Source organism: Dechloromonas aromatica RCB (assembly GCF_000012425.1).
This window is the reverse complement of record NC_007298.1, coordinates 277,160-295,466: the sequence shown is the minus strand read 5'-3', so window position 1 is coordinate 295,466 and position 18,307 is coordinate 277,160. Positions and strand designations below refer to the sequence as shown.

The following is an 18,307-nucleotide window of genomic DNA, read 5'->3' as shown; positions in this document are numbered from 1 at the left end:
TAAAGTTGCGGCAAACCCGGCTTAGTGCGGGAACGGCCACAGGCGCAGCTTTTCCTTGGCGATTTGCCACAGACGGGCCAGCCCGTGCGGCTCAACGATCAGGAAGAACATGATCAGCGCACCGAACACCGTAATCTGGATGTGCGAGACGGTAGCGCTGGAAAACGGCAGACCGAACAGGTCGGCAAAAAACGGCAATGCGATATCGAGAAAGATCGGCAGCAAGAGAATGAAGGCCGCCCCCAGGAAACTGCCCATGATCGAGCCAACACCGCCGATGATGATCATGAACAGAATCTTGAACGACATTTCCAGCGAGAAGCCGTCCGGCTCGACCGAGCCGAGGTAGCAGAAGGCGTACATCGCACCGGCTACGCCGCAGTAAAACGAACTGACGGCAAAAGCGAGCAGTTTAGTCGGCATCAACTTGATGCCAATCACCGAGGCTGCCACGTCCATGTCGCGCACTGCCATCCAGGCCCGACCGGTGGTCGAACGGACCATGTTCTTGGCGGCCAGCGCCATGACGACGACGATGGAGAGGACCAGCAGGTATTTCTCGACCGGGGTCTTCAGCTCATGGCCAAAGAAGATCAGTTGCTGCGTCGAAATCACGCCGGAAGACGAGTTATTCGACAACCAAGGGAATTTGGTCAGGCACCAGACGATGAAGAACTGCGCTGCCAGCGTCGCCACAGCCAGATAAAACCCCTTGATGCGCAGCGATGGCAAACCGAACAGGATGCCGACACCGGCTGCGGTCAACCCGGCCAACGCGAAGGAGACCAGAATCGGGATGCCTTCGATGCGCAACTGGAAGTTGTAGGCCGCATAGGCGCCGACCGCCATGAAGGCAGCCGAGCCAAGCGACAACTGGCCGGCGTAGCCGGTCAGGATGTTCAGGCCCAAGGCCGCCAGCGCAAAGATCAGGAAGGGGATCAGGATGGCCGAGAACCAGTATTCGCTGGCAAAGAACGGCACGCCGAGAAAGGCGACGACAAGCAGGGTGATGACACCGATCCGGTCCTGTCTGATCGGGAAGAGCTGCTGGTCGGCGGCGTAGGTGGTCTTGAATTGACCGGCTTCACGATAAAGCATGTTGTTCTATCCTCTCTTACACGCGGTCGATGTGCTTCTCGCCGAACAAGCCTTCCGGCCGGACGAGAAGGAACAAAAGAGCCAGCACATAAGGGAACCAGCCCTCGATGCCGCCGAAGTTGCCGCCGAACAGATCCTGCATGACCGGTGGGATGTAGATTTCAGCCAGTTTCTCGGAGGCGCCGATGATCAGGCCGCCGACGATGGCACCCGGCACCGAGGTAAAGCCACCGAGGATCAATACCGGCAAGGCCTTGAGTGCCGTGAAAGTGAGCGCAAACTGCACACCGTTGCGAGCCCCCCACATCATGCCTGCCACCAGCGCGACGAAACCGGCGACGCCCCAGACGATGGCCCAGATGTGCTGCAGCGGTATGCCGATCGACAGTGCGGCCTGATGGTCATCGGCCACGGCACGCAGGGCGCGGCCGATCCTGGTGTATTGGAAGAACAGGGCGAGCGTCGCGACCAGTACAGCTGCGACACCTGCGGCGACCAGATCGAACTTGGAAATCACCATGTTCCAGTTATCGAGAATCCATGGAATCGGCTCATCGACGATGCCCAGTTCCAGCGCCCGCGGCTCGCTGCCAAAAATCATCGGCGCGACACCTTCGATGAAGAACGCCAGGCCGATGGTCGCCATGAACAGCGCGATGGGCGGCTGGTTGACCAGCTTGCGCAGCACGAACTTTTCGGTGGCGATACCGAACACCGTCATGATCGCGAAGGCGAGGATGATGGCCAGCCAGAGTGGCGCGCCCTTCTCCATGCAACCAACGACCGACAGTGCAGCCAGATAGACCATCGCCCCCTGGGCAAAGTTGAACACCCCGGACGCCTTGTAGATCATCACGAAACCGAGGGCCACCAGCGCATACATCACGCCGGAAAGCAGGCCACCGATCAATACCTCTAAAAAGAAATTCATCTCGCCCGCTCCTTAATGGCCAGCACCGAGGTACGCCTTGATGACGTCTTCGTTGTTCTTAACTTCGTCAGGGACGCCATCGCCGATCTTCTTGCCGTAGTCGAGCACGACGACGCGGTCGGAGATATCCATCACCACGCCCATGTCGTGCTCGATCAGCACGATGGTGGTGCCGAACTGGTCGTTCACATCAAGGATGAAACGGCACATGTCCTGTTTCTCCTCGACGTTCATGCCGGCCATCGGCTCATCGAGCAGCAACATTGAGGGCTCGGCAGCCAGGGCGCGACCGAGTTCGACGCGCTTTTGCAGGCCATAGGGCAGGCGGCCGACCGGCGTCTTGCGGATGTGCTGGATTTCGAGGAAATCGATCACCTCCTCGACTTTCTTGCGATGCTCCAGTTCCTCGTTCTTGGCCCGGCCGAACCACAGCGCATGCTCGATGAAGTTGGCCTTCATCTTGGTGATGCGCCCGGTCATGATGTTGTCGAGTACGCTCATGCCCTTGAAGAGCGCGATATTCTGGAAGGTGCGCGCAATGTTCTGCTGGGCCGCCATGTGCGGCTCCATGCGCTTGCGCTCGTTACCGTGCCAGAAAATCTTGCCCTCCTGCGGGTGATACACACCGTTGATGACGTTGAGCATCGAGCTCTTGCCGGCACCGTTCGGGCCGATGATGGCGCGAATTTCGTGCTGGCGGACGTTGAAGGAAATGTCGGTCAGCGCCTTGACGCCACCGAAGCGCAGGGAAATGTTCTGCAGGTCGAGAATGACGTCGCCTATTTTTTTGCTCATGTTCAGGCAGCCTTTTTCACGATCGGGAAGGTCTTGGCATCGATGATCCTCAGGTCGGCGGACACCTTGCCACGCCGGCCATCCTCGAACTTGACCTCGGTTTCGATGAACTGGTTGGACTTGCCCGAATAGAGCGCGTCGATCAGCACCTTGTATTTTTCGGCAACGAAGTTGCGGCGCACCTTGCGGGTCCGGGTCAGCTCGTCATCGTCCGGATCCAGTTCCTTGTGCAGGACCAGGAAACGATGGATCTGCGAATCGGCCACCATCGTGTCATTGACCAGATCGGCGTTGATCTGCTCGACGCACTCGCGGATCAGCTCCAGCACCTCCGGCTTGCCGGCCAGATCGGCATAGCCCGAGTAGGCGATACCGCGCCGTTCAGCCCAGTTGCCGACCGCACCAACGTCGATATTGACGAAGGCGCAGACCATGTCACGCTCGTGGCCGAAGCAGACCACTTCCTTGATGTGCTGGAAGAACTTCAGCTTGTTTTCGATGTAGTTCGGCGCAAACATCGCACCGTTCGACAGCTTGCCGACGTCCTTGGCACGGTCGATGATCTTCAGGTGGCCGTCTTCATCGAGGAAGCCGGCGTCGCCGGTCATGAACCAGCCGTCAGCGTTGATCGTCTCTGCGGTGGCATCCGGGCGCTTGTAGTATTCCTTGAGCAGCATCGGCCCCTTGACCAGCACCTCGCCGTTGTCGGCAATCTTGATCTCGACGCCCGGCGCCGGCTGACCGACCGAGTCGAACTTGATCGCGCCATCCGGCTGCAGGCAAACATAGGCACAGGTTTCGGTCTGGCCGTAGAACTGCTTGAGATTGATGCCCATCGAACGGTAGAAACGGAACAGTTCCGGACCAATCGCCGCGCCGGCCGTGTAGGCCACGCGGATCCGGCTCATGCCGAGCACGTTGCGCAACGGGCCGTAGACCAGCAGGTTGCCTAGCCAGTACTGCAGGCGGTCGCCGAGGCCGACCGATTTGCCGTCCAGAATGTCCGAGCCACAGCGCTTGGCCACCGCCATGAAGTGGTGGAACATTTTCTGTTTGAGCTTGCCGGCGTCTTCCATGCGGATCATCACGGAGGTCAGCAGGCTTTCGAAAACGCGCGGCGGGGCGAAGTAGCAGGTCGGTCCGATTTCGCGCAGGTCGCTCATCACCGTTTCGCCGGATTCCGGGCAGTTGATCGTGAAACCTGCCACCAGCGCCTGGGCGTAGGAGAACAGGTGATCGCCAACCCAGGCCATGGGCAGGTAGGACAGGATGTCGCCATCCGGCCCCAGCTTGTCGACCTGCACCCCGCCTTGGGCAGCGGCGATGAAGGCAGCGTGCGTCTGGCAGACGCCCTTCGGCTTGCCGGTGGTACCCGAGGTGTAGAGCATGACCGAGGTGTCGTCGAAGTGCCCTTGCTCGACCTCGGCATTCAGGAAGTCCGAATGATTGCGGTCATGAATCCGGCCCATCTCCATCAACTCGTGGATATCGTGCAGGAAGGGCTGGGAGTAGTGGCGCATGCCGCGCGGGTCGTCATAGACGATGTGCTCCAGCGTCGGCACCTGATCCTGGATTTCCAGCATCTTGTCGACCTGCTCCTGATCTTCGACGACCACGAAGCGGATGCCGGCATCCTGCAGCACGAAGAGCATTTCGTTGGCCACGGCGTCCTGATAGAGCGGCACCGGTACGCCACCCAGACACTGGGCAGCGGTCATCATCATGTAGAGATGCGGACGGTTGTCGCCGATGATGGCCAGATTGTCGCCGCGCTTGAAACCGAGCGAGGCCAGACCACAAGCCAGGGCGCGAACGCGCTCGGCGACATCCAGCCAGGTCCACGTTTGCCAGATGCCGAGATACTTCTCGCGCATGGCCGGGGCATTGGGACGCGTCTGGGCGTGATGAAACAGCAACCGCGGGAAGGTATGCAAACCATCCACCGCGGCGAAATTCGCCTGCGTGGGCATTCTTTAGTCTCCTCATCGCCGCGTTTTTGGGCACGCGGTCTAACGTTCGTTTGAATCATTGTGGGCTGCACTGCCTTACACAAACCTTGCGCCGCACCACGACAATCTCTCACAGTTGCGGCTCAGTGTATGCACACCCCGAGCTTATAATTGTCATCCGGCAGACATTCCAGGAAATAAATTGAAGAACGCTGAGGAACTGCTTCGCACCTCCCTCTGGGGCCAGTCGCTGACAGCCGAGGAAATGGATCGCGCCCTGGCCGGCACGATCGAGCGTTCTTTCGCGCCCGGCGCCTTCATCTGCATGAAGGGCGAGCCGGTCGATTACTGGATGGGCATCATCGACGGGCTGGGCAAGATGGCCAGCCACTGGACGACCGGCAAGACCACGTCGCTGACCGGCATCAGTGTCGGCGGCTGGTTCGGCGAAGGCTCACTGATGAAGAAGGAGCCGCGGCGCTATGACGTGATGGCCCTGCGTGAAACCCGGGTCGCCTTCATGAGCCGCAACACCTTCAACTGGCTGCTCGACCACAGCATTCCGTTCAACCGCTACATGATCGCCCAGTTGAACGAGCGCCTCGGCCAGTTCATCGGCATGATCGAGAACGAGCGCATGCTCGATACCGACGCCCGCATTGCCCGGGGCCTGGCGGCCCTGTTCAACCCGGTGCTTTACCCCGGTACCAATCGCCTGCTGCAGATTTCTCAGGAAGAACTCGGCTACCTGGCCGGCGTCTCCCGCCAGCGCGCCAACCAGGCGCTCAAGGTGCTGGAGGATGCCGGGCTGGTGCGCAGCGAATACGGCGGCATCCACATTGTCGATCTGGAAGGCTTGCGCAGTTTCGGCGACTAGTTTTTCAAAAACAGGCCTCATGACGTTGCAATAACGTCAAATCGATATCACCAAATTCCCTGATCCACGCGGAACTGCTTTGCCCGAATAGTTCATTGTCATATATTCCCAGGGCTTAGGACAACGCGCTTATCGCGCATCTTCCAGCCTCAAAAAATGTCTCTAACGCTGGGAGGTGTCTCATAACCAGGATCAGGAGAACCTCATGAACATCAATCCATTCGCCAAGCACCTTGCGCAATTGACGTGCGCTCTCGGGCTGGCGTTCGGCATCCAGTCAGCACACGCCGCCCCGGACTGGCAGATCAACCCGGAAGGCCTCGGTGCGGGCGGGGCGACCACCGTATCAGCGGCCAATGTCGGCGGCGTCGGCTTCGTGCAAGTAGTGCCGAGCCCCACCAACCCGGGCGCGTTCACCTTCATCGAGCACGGCGCCTACCAGCTCCTGCAGACAGGGAGCACGAACCCGTTCGGCACCAGCGACATTACCGTGACCTACGAGGTGAGCGGCTCGGGGAACTGGTTCAATCCTGCCGCGCTACATTTCAGCTCGGGAAGCATCAAGCTGTTCAGCGACATAAACTTCGATTTCGGCAGTGCCAACGGGACCTATGGTGCCGACAATGGCAAGGCGATCGGCAGTTTTAGCGTCTTCGACGGCGGCCTCTTGAATGGCGGACTGGTTAATGTCCAGGCACAACTCGACGCCGGTAGCCTGCTCCCCGGCTACCTGTTCGATGCCGACGGCAATGACATGACCAAGGCCGGCAAGGTGTTGCTGCAACTGGGCATTTACAACCAGACCACCAACCCGGATGCGCTGCTGGTCTCGGAAATCATCTGCGGCATGGCCGGCTATGGTGGCGCAGGCTGCGATGGCACGGCTTTCATCAACTCGCCGCAGGCCTATGCGGTCAGTGATGGCGGCTCAGTGACACTATCGGCCGTGCCGGAGCCAGCGTCCATTGCTCTACTGGGTATCGCATTGGGTGCAATACCCGTTTCCACCCGCCGCCGCTCGAAAAAAGCAGCCTGAGTCTGACTTGCCAGACACCACTGCCGCCCACGCGGTAGTGGCATTCACCGGGCAGGCAGCTATTTCACATAGCCCCAGCTCTGCAGCCGGCTGTAGGAATACTCTGCCGCCTTGCCCTTCTGGGTCCGCTTCAGATAAGCGGCATACTGGTTGGCCGCCTCCTGCTGGCGCCCCAGCCCTTCCAGTGAGACGCCCTTGAGGAAGGTCACCCCGGCATCCCCCGGCATCAGGCGATCGTAGCGGTCGAGATGCTCGTAGGCCTTGGCCGGATCCTTCTGGCCGAGCGCCAGGATGCCGACCATCTTCTGGGCCTGCGCCTCCTGCGGATAAATCTTCGTCGCCGTCTGGGCGTATTCCATGGCCTGCGCATCCTTGTCCTGAACAGACAGACACTTGGCCATCAGCACATTGGCCGCATAGTCACGCGGCGTTGCCTTCAAGGCCGTACGAAACTGCTCCTCGGCCTTGCCGTAGGCTTTGCCGGCCATGGCCACTTCACCCTTCTGGCAGGCATCGATGGTCGGTTTGATGCGGCGCAGTGAAGCAGTGTTGTCCAGGAAGCGGTCGCGCCCGGCATCGCGCGTGTTGCTCGCCGCATACTTGCTCTCGGCCAGTTGCCGCGCAGTGTCGCGCCGTTCGCTGCTCATCGGGTGGGTCGAGAACATGGTTTTCAGCATACCCGGCGATTCCTTCTGCTGATCGACCAGCAATTGCTGCAGGCCGACCATGCCGCTGGCCGGATAGCCGGCCCGCACCATGTATTCCTGCCCCAGCGAATCAGCTTCGCGCTCGTTGTCGCGGGAATAGCTGGCGAGCAGCACACTGGCGCCGAGCTGGGTACCGATATCGGTCAGGCTGCCAACCCCGGCCACCGCCCCGATGATATTCACGCCCGTCATCGCCACCTGCGTCACCATCGCCGTACCCTGCCGCTGCGCGGCGTGACGGGCATTGACGTGACCCAGCTCGTGACCGAGCAAGGCCGCCAGCTCGGCCTCGTTGTCGAGATCGACCAGAATGCCGCGCGTCACCCCCATCGCCCCGCCAGGGAAGGTGTAGGCATTGACGTAGTTGGCGTTCAGCACACGATACGAATAGGGCATCTGCGGCCGGTGCGACTTGCTGTGCAAACGTTGGCCGACTTCCGTCAGGTACTGGTTGATCGGCGCATCCTGCACCGCCCCCAGATCCTGCGAAAACTGCTGTGGGGCTACCTTCTGATCGACAGCCTTTTCCTCGTCCTCGCTCATGCCGACCAGGATGGCGCCCCCACCGATCGGCGACGAGGCACAGCCGGACAAGGCACTGGCGCCAATCAGCCAGAGCATCTGGCGGCGGGTGATGCTGTTATGGAGCAGATTGTCTGCCAGTGATTGATGCTGACTCATGCCAGTTTTCTCCGGGTTATCGCCACATTTGAAATCGTAGGGGAAGGCGCCGGCCAGTCAAGTCGGCGGTGCTGGCAATCGCCTCAGTTGCGCGAGGGGACCTTCCCTATTTAGTAACAAAAACATCAAACAAACCCAAACAAAGTCATTTAACTAACATATTTTACATTCAAATCCGGATGTAACAATTTAGTTAAATATCTTTTCCAACAATGACTTACGAGAATTTTCTTCTGTTAATTTCAGCATTCCACCCTATAGTAAAAATGGATATTTGAACTAAAAAGAACAGTCGGAACAGGGAGGCTTCATCATGTCTGCGCACCCGTGTCCAATCTCCCACAAGCATCTTCGTGGAGTGGCAAACTCCTTGGCTGCCCGAGCAGCCACTTCAAGCGCAGCGCATCGTGAACGCGCCACTGTCCAAGCGCTGATTCGGCAGATGCTGATCAGCCTCGCCATTGCGCAGCTTTTCCTTCCGTTGCCGGGGAAGCTCCATGCCGAACCCGACCCCTGTAGCCTGCAAACACCCAGCAGCGTGCTCTGCAACGGTAATCAGTCCGGCGGCATTGCGACAGGCCGCACGCTGCTGATCGACGGCAGCACCCTGCAATCGCCACCGGTCACAAGCATCGACGTCAATACACTCAACGCTGCGGTCGCCCCCGGTAGCGGCTTGCCGGGCATCTACCTGCATAACGAAGCCGGCAATGCCGTGACCATCAATGCTGGAACCTCCCTGGCGCCGATTTCCATCACGGCAAACGGCGACAACACAGGCGGTATCGTGGTGAACGGTTTCGGAACGCCAACCCAGACCAACAACTTCTTCGGCCTGCCTTTGCCGTCCGGAAGCGGCGGAACGGGCGGCAACGTGACAGTTAACAGCTTTGCAACGATCAGCACGGATGGCGATCAAAGCCCCGGTATCAGCGCCCGCAGCCGGGCGGGCGGTTATTCCGATGCTGTCGTCAACACGTACAAGCAGCTCCTCGGCACCAACCAGGGGGCCACCTTCGGCATCAGCACGGTGCAAGGCGACAGCGCCAAGATCGGCCAGGCAGTCACCGGCTCCAACGGCGGCACATTTACCCTGAAGAACAACCTCCTGGGACTCGCCCCCGCCTACACCTACAACCTCAGCGGCATGGCGCTCAATAATCTGGCGCCAGGGCAGCACATCGACACCTCGGTGTCCTATACCGTGACCTCGATCATCGGTTATGCCCCATCCAACGCCGTACTCACGTTGCGCGTCACGCGCCTGGCCGATGGGTCGCTGAGCGTCTTGCCGGCAACGTATTTCGACGTGTACGGGCGCGCCTACGAGGCACCGCAGGCCATTGCCTACGTCGACGGCGCAACGCCCCTGTCGGGCCAGATTTCGCTGGCGCCCAACTTCGATGCCTACATGACCCGCCTGCTGGAAGATTCCGCCATCGGCGGGGCCGGCGGCAATGTCAGCGTAACGACCAGCGGCTCGATCACGACGAAGAACGCGCTCTCGTTCGGCCAGGCGTCGTACGGCATCCTGGCTCAAAGCAAGGGCGGCACCGGGCTACCCGGTGGTGGCGGCGTTTTCAGTGGTGACACCGGCAATGCCGGCTCGTCGGGTGGCAGCGTCATGGTCAACAACACAGCGACCATCCACACCTTTGGCGAAGGCGCCCACGGCATCGTTGCTTCCAGTGCCGGCGGCAACGGTGGGCGCGGCGGCGGTGCCAGCTTTGCCGGCAACGGCGGCGCGGGTGGCACGGGCGCCAAGGGTGGCGAAGTCACTGTCATCAACTACGGCAACATCACCACCGAGTCGACCAACGCCTTCGGCATCCTGGCCCAGACGCTCGGTGGCCAGGGCGGACAGGGCGGCGGCGGCGGCTGGCTGGGAGGTGGCGGCGGCGCAGGCGGCGCGGGGACGGTGAACGATCCGGTCATCGTCGGCAACGCGGGAACGATCACGACCTTCGGTGACGATTCGCATGGCATTCTGGTCCAGAGCATTGGCGGATTCGGTGGTGGAGGCGGCGGCGCAGGGGGTATCGTGGCCCTGGGCAGCACCGGCGGCAATGCCGGGACGGGAGGCATCGCAACGATACTTAACCTCGGCAAGGTAAGCACCGCGGGCTGGAACGCCAACGCGCTGATGGCCCAGAGCATCGGCGGCGGGGGCGGCAGCGCCGGCGGGACGGGCGGGCTCGTCGCGCTGGGTGGCGACGGAACGGCAGGCGGCAACGGCGGGATGGCCTCGGTGTACAACTACGGCGAACTGAACGCCACCGGTGTCGGCGCACGCGGCATCGTTGCCCAAAGTATCGGTGGTGGCGGCGGCCATGGCGGCGACTCGGGCGGACTTGTGGCCATCGGAGGTGACGGCGCCACCACCAGCGATGGCGGCGCCGTCATTGTCGGCAACACGGGCAAGATCACCTCGGCCTCCAACGCCATCCTCGCCGAAAGCATCGGCGGCGGCGGCGGCACCGGCGGATCGAGCGGCGGCTGGTTCGGCGTCGGCGGATCCGGCGGCGGGGGTGGGAATGGCGGCACGGTCACGGTCGCCAATAGTGGCGACCTGACGACCTCCGGGCGCAACGCAGCGGCGCTTTTCGCGCAGAGCGTCGGCGGCGGCGGCGGCAACGGCGGCAATGTCGTCGCCGTCGGGGCGTTTGCATCGGTTGCCATCGGCGGCGCTGGCGGCAATGGTGGCGACAGCGACAAAGTCGTGGCGAAGAGCACCGGCGGAAGCATCGAGACATGGGGTGTCCAGTCGCATGGCATCTATGCCCAGAGCGTGGGTGGACGCGGCGGCAATGGTGGCTTTGCGGCCGCTGCCTCGGCCGGCAAAGGCCTTTCTCTCTCGCTGTCCGTCGGACGTAGCGGTGGTGGTGGCGGGGATGGAGGAGAGGTACAGGTCGAAAGCCAGAGCACGATCACGACGCACGAACAGGACGCATACGGCATCTATGCCCAGAGCGTCGGTGGTGGCGGCGGTAACGGCGGGTTCTCCGTAGCTGCCAGCGCAGCCGTTCAGGGCGTGGCGGTTTCCTTCTCGGTGGGTGGCAAGGGCGGTGTGGCAGGCGACGGCAAGAAGGTGGAGGTCGGCAAGGACGCCCCGATCACCGGAAAGATCACCACGAACGGCGCGAATGCTTACGGTATCGTTGCCCAAAGCGTCGGTGGTGGCGGCGGACATGGCGGCCTGGCCGTGGCAGCCACGCTTTCGGCCGGCACGAACGGCAGTGGCAGCCTTGGCCTCGCGCTCGGCGGCGAGGGTGGGTCCGGAGGGGCCGGTGGGGCTGTCGTTGTCAATAGCGCAGCCACCATCAGCACGCAGGGTGAGAAAGCCTACGGGATCAAGGCGCAGAGCGTCGGCGGCGGCGGCGGTGATGGTGGCCTTGCCGTCGCAGGTGGCGTGGGCGGCGGCTTGGGCTCGGATTCGCTCAAGCTCAATGTCGCCGTGGGCGGCTCGGGGGGCGCGGGCAGTATGGCCAGCACGGTTGATGTCGACATCAGCGGTGGCAGCATCGAAACCTGGGGCAAGAATGCGCATGGCGTGTTCGCCCAGAGCGTCGGCGGTGGTGGCGGCGATGGTGGCATCGCCATCGCCGGGACACTCGGACTGGGTGGCAAGAACACGAACGTCAGTATTTCCGCCGGTGGCGTTGGTGGCACAGGCAGCATCGGCGACACCGTCACCGTGAGCAACGCCGCGACGATCAAAACGCACGGCGAAGCTGCATTCGGCATCTTCGCGCAGAGCCTGGGCGGGGGCGGCGGGATTGGCGGAGCCGCGTTCAGTGGCGCCGGAGACCTGAACATCGGTCAGGAAGGCTATAACGTCAATATCGATTTCGCCTTCGGCGGCAAGGGCGGCTCAGGCAACAAGGGCGGCATGGTCGATATCACCAACACGGGAACGATCGAGACATTTGGCACTGCTTCGCACGGCATTTTTGCCGAAAGCGTCGGTGGCGGTGGCGGACAGGGCGGCAGTGCGCGCACCATGTCAATCAATGCCGCCGTAATGCCGGTCAGCACGCTAGGCAAATATGCGTCGTTCAGCCTTAACCTCGGTGGCAAAGGCGGTTCAGGCAGCGATGGCAATACGGTCGACATTGATAACCAGGGCACGATCATCACGCATGGCGCCGACTCCCACGGCATTTACGCGCAAAGTGTGGGCGGAGGCGGCGGCACCGGTGGCGAAGGAGCGCATGGTTTCTTCGGCATTCCGGCCTTGATGTTCGACAAGACACCGATGTACCAGCAGGTATCCATCTCGATGGGCGGCAGTGGCGGCGCAGCGGGTAGTGGCGGCGCGGTCAATGTCATTCAGCACGGCAACATCACCGCCCATGAGCAAGGATCAGATGGCATCTTCGCGCAGAGTATCGGCGGCGGCGGCGGCACGGGCGGTGTCGGGGCCATCGGCTTTACCGGCACGGTCGGGATCGGCGGCTCAGGCGGCGCCTCCGGCAATGGCGGCAAGGTCGATGTGATCGTCGATGGCAACATCAACACCTACGGCGGTGCCGGCTATGGCGTTTTTGCCCAAAGTATCGGCGGCGGCGGCGGCATCGGCGGCAATATCGACCGGGGCCTCGCCACCAGCTGGAACGTGGGGCTCGGGATTGGCGTCATTCGCAATTCACAGAATGGCGGCAACGGAGGTGAGGTGACGGTATCCGGTAGCGGCCTGATCCACACCCGGGAACTCGGCGCCACGGGTATTTTCGCGCAGAGTGTTGGTGGCGGCGGCGGCGTGGCCGGCTACCAGAATCAAAGCTGGTGGGGTTTTGCCGGAAGTGCCGGCGGCAACGGTTCAGGGGATCGTGTCACGGTCGACTGGCGTGGCAGCATCTGGACTGACGGCGAAAACGCTCACGGCATCTATGCCCAGAGCGCTGGCGGCGAGGCTGTCGACGTGGTCGTTTACGATGAAAACGGAAATCCTACGGCGAAGACGCTGCAGGGCTATCAGAACCTCGGGAAGGATGTCAGCGTCACTGTCAGGGGCAACGTGATCACGAGCGGGGTACGGTCGAATGCCATCTACGCGGAGAGTTCGGGCGCCGAAGGCAAAGGCAACATCACCGTGAAGATTCTTGAGCAGGGCACAGTGAAAGGGGGATCGGGAGCGGACGCTGCCGGTGTTCACCTCGTGGGTGGCACCCAGAACCTGATTGAGAATACCGGGTACATCGGCACGGTCAGCGGCATCAGCGGGCTCGCGATTGCCGGCGACACCGGCAACGACGTAGTGAGCAGCAGCGGCACGGTGACTGGCTCCGTATCTCTGGGCACAGGCACCAACGCTTTCACGAATGCGTTGGGTGGTCTCTTCAACAGCGGGCCACTCGTCGACCTCGGTGCTGGCAACCAACTGATCAACAGCGGCACGCTGGCCCCCGGCGGCCTAGGTTCGGCTGCGACGACGACACTGACCGGCAACCTGCGGCAGAACAGCAGTGGTTCCTTGGCAGTCGACCTCAGTCTGGCCGGACGGGCCAGCGACCTGCTGAATATCGTCGGCGCCGCGCAGGTCGACGGCAAGTTGAGCGTGCGTCCGGTAGATACCGGGTTTGCCCGCCCCGGCACCCTGCGCAGCGTGGTGCTGACCGCCAGCGACGGTGTATCTGCCGCCGATCTGACGCTTGCCGCACCGCACTCCTTGCTGACCAGTTATGTGCTGCTCTATCCGAGCGCCAACGAGATCGCCGTTACCCGCAGCATCGATTTCGCGCCCCGCTCGCTCAATCCGAATGCTCAGCGCATCGGTGCCCACCTGAACGCCATCCAGGCAACAGGTGGTACCGCCAGCCTGGCCCCTTACATCGCCGCACTGTTCGCCCAGCCAGACGACCAGAGTCTCGCGACGGCCTACGAAAAGCTCGGTCCGGGCGCGCTAGGGACGTTGACCAAGTCATCAACTGCATCCAGCCTGGAATTCAACGACGCGATGCATAGTTGCCGTCAGCGCGATGGCGACTATCGTTTCATCCGGGAAGGGGAATGTAGCTGGATTCGTTTCGGCGGCAGCATTCGCGATCAGGAAAGGGATGATCAGAATCCGGGCTACAGGCAGGATATGGTCACGATGGCCGGCGGCTTCCAGAAGGCGGTACGCGAAAACCTGCACCTCGGCCTCGGCGTCTCCTACCAGCAATCTGCGCTCAACTCGGTCTTTTCCGATGTCAATGGCGAACGCTTCGAGGGCGGCATGATCGTCAAGCAACGCTTCGACGCGACCCGCCTGTCCCTGTCCTTCAGCGCCGGCTATGGTCACTACAACACCCGGCGCCTGGTCGACATCGCTGCACCGGGCACCTATGCCCAGGCCAGGCCAACCTTGTGGTCGGGCGCCCTGCACGGCCGGATCAGCCATGACATCATGGCCAGCGAAAACGCCTACATCCGCCCGATGCTCGGCCTGGGGGTCTCCTACGTATCACGCGATGCGTATGACGAAACCGGGGCCGGCGGTGCCAATCTGCGTGTCGAAAAGGCCAGCGATACCTTCGTCTCACTGCATCCGGCCATCGAGTTCGGCGGTGAAAACAGTATCGGCGGCGAGGGAACCCTGCTCCGCCATTTCGTACGCGTCGGCATGACCCAGTTCATCGGCAGCAGCGAACACCACGTCACCGCCAGCCTGGAAGGTGCGCCATCCGGCGTCCAGCCTTTCACGGTCACGACAACGAGCGACAAGACCTATGCCGATCTGGTCATTGGCGTCGATATCCTGCGCAAGAGCGGGACCACCGTTCGCCTGGAATATAGCGGTCAGTTCTCGAACAACAGTTCGACCAATGCGATCGGCGTGAAGGTGGCGATGCCGTTCTGACCATTCCCCAGGAATTCCCGGCATCAGCGCGGAAGCCCCAATGAAAACGGCGAGGTTCATGGCCTCGCCGTCGTTTTTGACAGAAACAGTCAGCGCTCAGCCGTGCGCCAGCCAGCGCAGCAGGCTGGCATATAACAGGTCGGGATCGACCGGTTTGCCAATGTGATCGTTCATGCCAGCATCCAGGCAAGCCTGGCGGTCTTCGTCGAAGGCGTTGGCGGTCATCGCCAATACGGGCAGCACAGCCTTGCCGGGTAGCTGGCGGATCAGACGGGTCGCCTCCAGGCCACCCATGACCGGCATCTGCATGTCCATCAAGACTAGGGCATAGGTGCCATGGCGCACCCGCTCGACCGCCTCTGCTCCATTGACGGCAACCTCGACGACCAGCCCGGCCAGGCTTAGAAGCTCCGCCGCCACTTCCTGGTTGATCGGCTCATCCTCGACCAGCAGCACACGGCGGCCGCCGTACAGGCGGGCGATCTGGCTCTCCGGGGCAACGGCCGCGGCATCGGCGGCGAGCGCTTCTGGCTGGCGGGTCGCCACGGCGAGGCAGACCGTCATCCAGAAGGTGCTACCGACCCCGAGAGCACTGTCGACACCGACATCGCCGCCCATCATCCGGGCCAGATGCCGGTTGATCGCCAGGCCGAGGCCGGTACCGCCGTATTTGCGGGTCGTCGAATCGTCGGCCTGGGAAAAGGACTGGAACAGCCGGGCCTGCTGCCCGGCATCCATGCCGATCCCCTGATCCTGAACCTCGAAGCGCAGCATCACCTGCTCGCCATCCCGGCGGTCGACCCTGGCCCGCAGGGCAATTTCGCCCCGTTCGGAAAACTTGATGGCATTGCCGACGAAGTTGAGCAGGGCCTGGCCGATACGCACCGCATCACCGCACAGCAAGGCGGGCACGTCACTGGCCAGATGGCTGGTCAGGCGCAGGCCCTGGGCGGCGGCGCGTTCGTCGAGCATGCTGATCGTCTGCCGGAGCACTGCTTCCGGCGAGAATTCGCGAATTTCCAGGGCCAGGCGCCCGGCCTCGATCTTGGAGAGATCGAGAATGTCGTTGATGACGTTGAGCAGATGATTGGCCGACTCGCCGATCTTGCCCAGACGCTCGCGGGCTCGCGAGTCGAGCACATCTTTTTGCAGCAGATGGGTCAGGCCCATGATGGCGTTCATCGGCGTCCGGATTTCATGGCTCATGTTGGCCAGGAAGGAACTCTTCGCCCGGTTGGCCGCCTCGGCCGCATCCTTGGCCCGGGCGAGTTCGACGGTACGCGACTGGACCAGGGTTTCGAGATGCTGGCGGTAGTGTTCCAGTTCGGCCTCGGCCTGCTTACGCACCGTGATATCGGTTGAAATGCCACACAACGCGTAGATCTGACCATCCTGGTCGCGCAGCGGAATCTTGATCGACAGGAAAGCGCTGGTGATCTGGCCGTCCACCGTCCGATTGACCTCCTCCTCGACCACCCGCTCGCCTTGTTCGATGACCCGCCGGTCGTTGCGGCGCAGGTTGGCGCAAGTCGCCGGGTCGAAGAACTCGGTGTCCTGGTGGCCGACAATGCCGTTCATCTCCCGCGCGAACAGTTCGCAAACCCGACGGTTGGCGTACTGGTAGCAGTAATCCGTGCCCTTGATGTAGATGTAGGCCTCGACACTATCGAGGATGGTCGCCATCTTGTACTCGCTGACCCGCAAGGCTTCCTCGATCTGCTTGTGTTCGCTGATGTCTTCCTTGACCGCCAGGAAATGCAGGATCTGCCCCTGCTCGTCGATGATCGGCGAAATCGAGGCCCGCTCCCAGAACAGCGAACCATCCTGGCGCCGGTTGTGAAACTCGCCTTGCCAGGTCTGGCCGGACTTGATCGTCCGCCACAACTCCCGGTATTCGTCCGGCGATTTTTCGCCGGAACTGAGGATGCGCGGATTCTGACCGAGCACCTGCTGGCTGGTATAGCCGGTGACCTGCTCGAATTTCGGATTAACGTAGCGGATGCAACCACCGGTATCGGTGATGACAATCGAGACCGGACTCTGTTCGATCGCCCGCGACAGCACCTTCAGTTCGTCGGCCTGGACGCGCAGCGCCGCCTCCTGGGCGAGCCGCTGCTGGTGGTAGTCGGCAAACAGCCGTTTCGACCAGCGCGAAAACAACAGCGAACTGAGCAGCCCCAGGCCCAGCGCGGCGACGATGGCGATCAGCAGATTGAGCAGGCGCTGGTCATGGCCGGCCTCGTGCTTGCGCAGCTCCTCGCCGAGCAGGCTCTGGAAATCATCATCAAAGGTGGTGGCAACGACAAACCAGTTCCACGGCTTGACGACGTTGACCAGCGCCGTTTTATTGACCAGCTGGCCGTTCTCCGGATTGAGCCATTGATAACGGACAAAGCCGCCGCCGCGCTCGCCTGCCGCCAACAGCTTTTCGAGGGCAGCCTTTTCCGGTGCCGCCATGTCGTGGATCAGCATGCCATCCAGCGCCCTGTCGCTCGGCGACAGCAGATTGCGCCCGCTACCATCGAGCACGCCAAAACGGCCGCTCTGTCCGAAATGCAGGGCGCGCAGGCGGGCCAGCGCCTCCTTTTGCTGTAGCGCCTCCCACTTGTAGGTGTAGTCGCCAGTGCCGATCAGCCAGTCGTAGGGGGCGAAATGCCTGACGTATGCCAGTTTGTCGGCCATCTGCGTTGCATCGTCGGGCCGGTACCAGCGATAACGTGAGAAACCTTCGTCGCGCGGCTGGCGTGCCGCCTCGATCAGGCCACGCATGATGTAGTGGCCGGTGTCGTCCCGGTTGTCGAGGATGGTCTTGCCTTCCAGCTGCGGCGCGGTCGGCAGCAGGATGAACTGGCCCTGCATGTCGTCGATGAAGTAATAACCGCGCCCTTCGTAAAACCGGGCCGGGCGCAGTGCCTCGATGATCAGGCGCTTGACCTCGGCCGGCGGCCGACGCCGTGCCTCCTGGGCATAGATGGATTCGACGATCTGGTAGGCAGTATCGACCTGTTCGGTCAGGCTGCGGCGCAGCACATCCTCGGTCCGCGAACGGGTGAATTCGATGAAATTGGTCACCCCGTCCATCTCGGCCTGCAGGCGGGCTTCCAGCTGCTGGGTAGCAGCCAGTTCGACACGGGCGAAGGCGGCGCGCTGCTCACTCAGACTTTGCCATGAAAAAAAGCCGCCGAGCGCCAGGGTCAGAACCAGCACGGTCAGCAAAGTGCCAATCAGATGAATACGCGGGACCGTCTTTTCGTCAGCCGTCAGCCTCACTCTCCTGCGCCCCTTTATCAAATTCATCAAATATAGCGGCGCATTGTAGCCCTCTTCCCTGCCTGCTGCTCCCCCCCGCCAAGCCAGTCCTGGCAAGGAAAACCGACGTCATACGACAATGG

General features: G+C 62.0%; 9 protein-coding genes. 3 read left to right on the top strand and 6 right to left on the bottom strand.

Features of this window, described 5'->3' with window-relative positions:
* Positions 1 to 21: 21 nt before the first annotated feature.
* The 4 genes from DARO_RS01350 to DARO_RS01335 are packed head-to-tail and all read right to left on the bottom strand — an operon-like array spanning position 22 to position 4,794.
* Positions 22 to 1,098, bottom strand: coding sequence for a branched-chain amino acid ABC transporter permease (locus DARO_RS01350; protein WP_011286021.1), 1,077 nt, complete (start codon positions 1,096 to 1,098; stop codon positions 22 to 24).
* Between the two features lie 16 nt (positions 1,099 to 1,114).
* Positions 1,115 to 2,029, bottom strand: a complete 915-nt coding sequence (locus tag DARO_RS01345) for a branched-chain amino acid ABC transporter permease (protein WP_011286020.1) — start codon at positions 2,027 to 2,029, stop codon at positions 1,115 to 1,117.
* 12 nt (positions 2,030 to 2,041) lie between these two features.
* Positions 2,042 to 2,824, bottom strand: coding sequence for an ABC transporter ATP-binding protein (locus DARO_RS01340; protein WP_011286019.1), 783 nt, complete (start codon positions 2,822 to 2,824; stop codon positions 2,042 to 2,044).
* Positions 2,825 to 2,826: 2 nt separating this feature from the next.
* A complete protein-coding gene (locus tag DARO_RS01335; RefSeq protein ID WP_011286018.1) occupies positions 2,827 to 4,794 on the bottom strand; it encodes an AMP-binding protein in 1,968 nt (655 codons plus the stop codon).
* A 181-nt stretch (positions 4,795 to 4,975) separates the two neighbouring features.
* Between DARO_RS01335 and DARO_RS01330 the strand changes: the two genes are divergently transcribed.
* Both DARO_RS01330 and pepA read left to right on the top strand, forming a co-directional pair.
* Entirely contained in the window at positions 4,976 to 5,650 is a 675-nt protein-coding gene (locus DARO_RS01330) for a Crp/Fnr family transcriptional regulator (RefSeq protein WP_011286017.1), read from the top strand.
* Positions 5,651 to 5,855: 205 nt separating this feature from the next.
* Positions 5,856 to 6,686, top strand: a complete 831-nt coding sequence (gene pepA, locus DARO_RS01325; protein ID WP_011286016.1) for a flocculation-associated PEP-CTERM protein PepA — start codon at positions 5,856 to 5,858, stop codon at positions 6,684 to 6,686.
* Positions 6,687 to 6,745: 59 nt separating this feature from the next.
* Here the strand turns inward: pepA and DARO_RS01320 are convergent, their stop codons facing one another.
* A complete protein-coding gene (locus DARO_RS01320) occupies positions 6,746 to 8,074 on the bottom strand; it encodes a M48 family metalloprotease (protein ID WP_011286015.1) in 1,329 nt (442 codons plus the stop codon).
* 442 nt (positions 8,075 to 8,516) lie between these two features.
* On the opposite strand from DARO_RS01320, the gene DARO_RS22705 reads away from it, so the two are divergent.
* Entirely contained in the window at positions 8,517 to 14,915 is a 6,399-nt protein-coding gene (locus DARO_RS22705) for an autotransporter outer membrane beta-barrel domain-containing protein (protein ID WP_157037121.1), read from the top strand.
* Between the two features lie 96 nt (positions 14,916 to 15,011).
* Here DARO_RS22705 and DARO_RS21445 read toward each other — a convergent pair whose 3' ends face one another.
* A complete protein-coding gene (locus DARO_RS21445; protein WP_049758368.1) occupies positions 15,012 to 18,185 on the bottom strand; it encodes a cache domain-containing protein in 3,174 nt (1,057 codons plus the stop codon).
* Between the last annotated feature and the right edge of the window lie 122 nt (positions 18,186 to 18,307).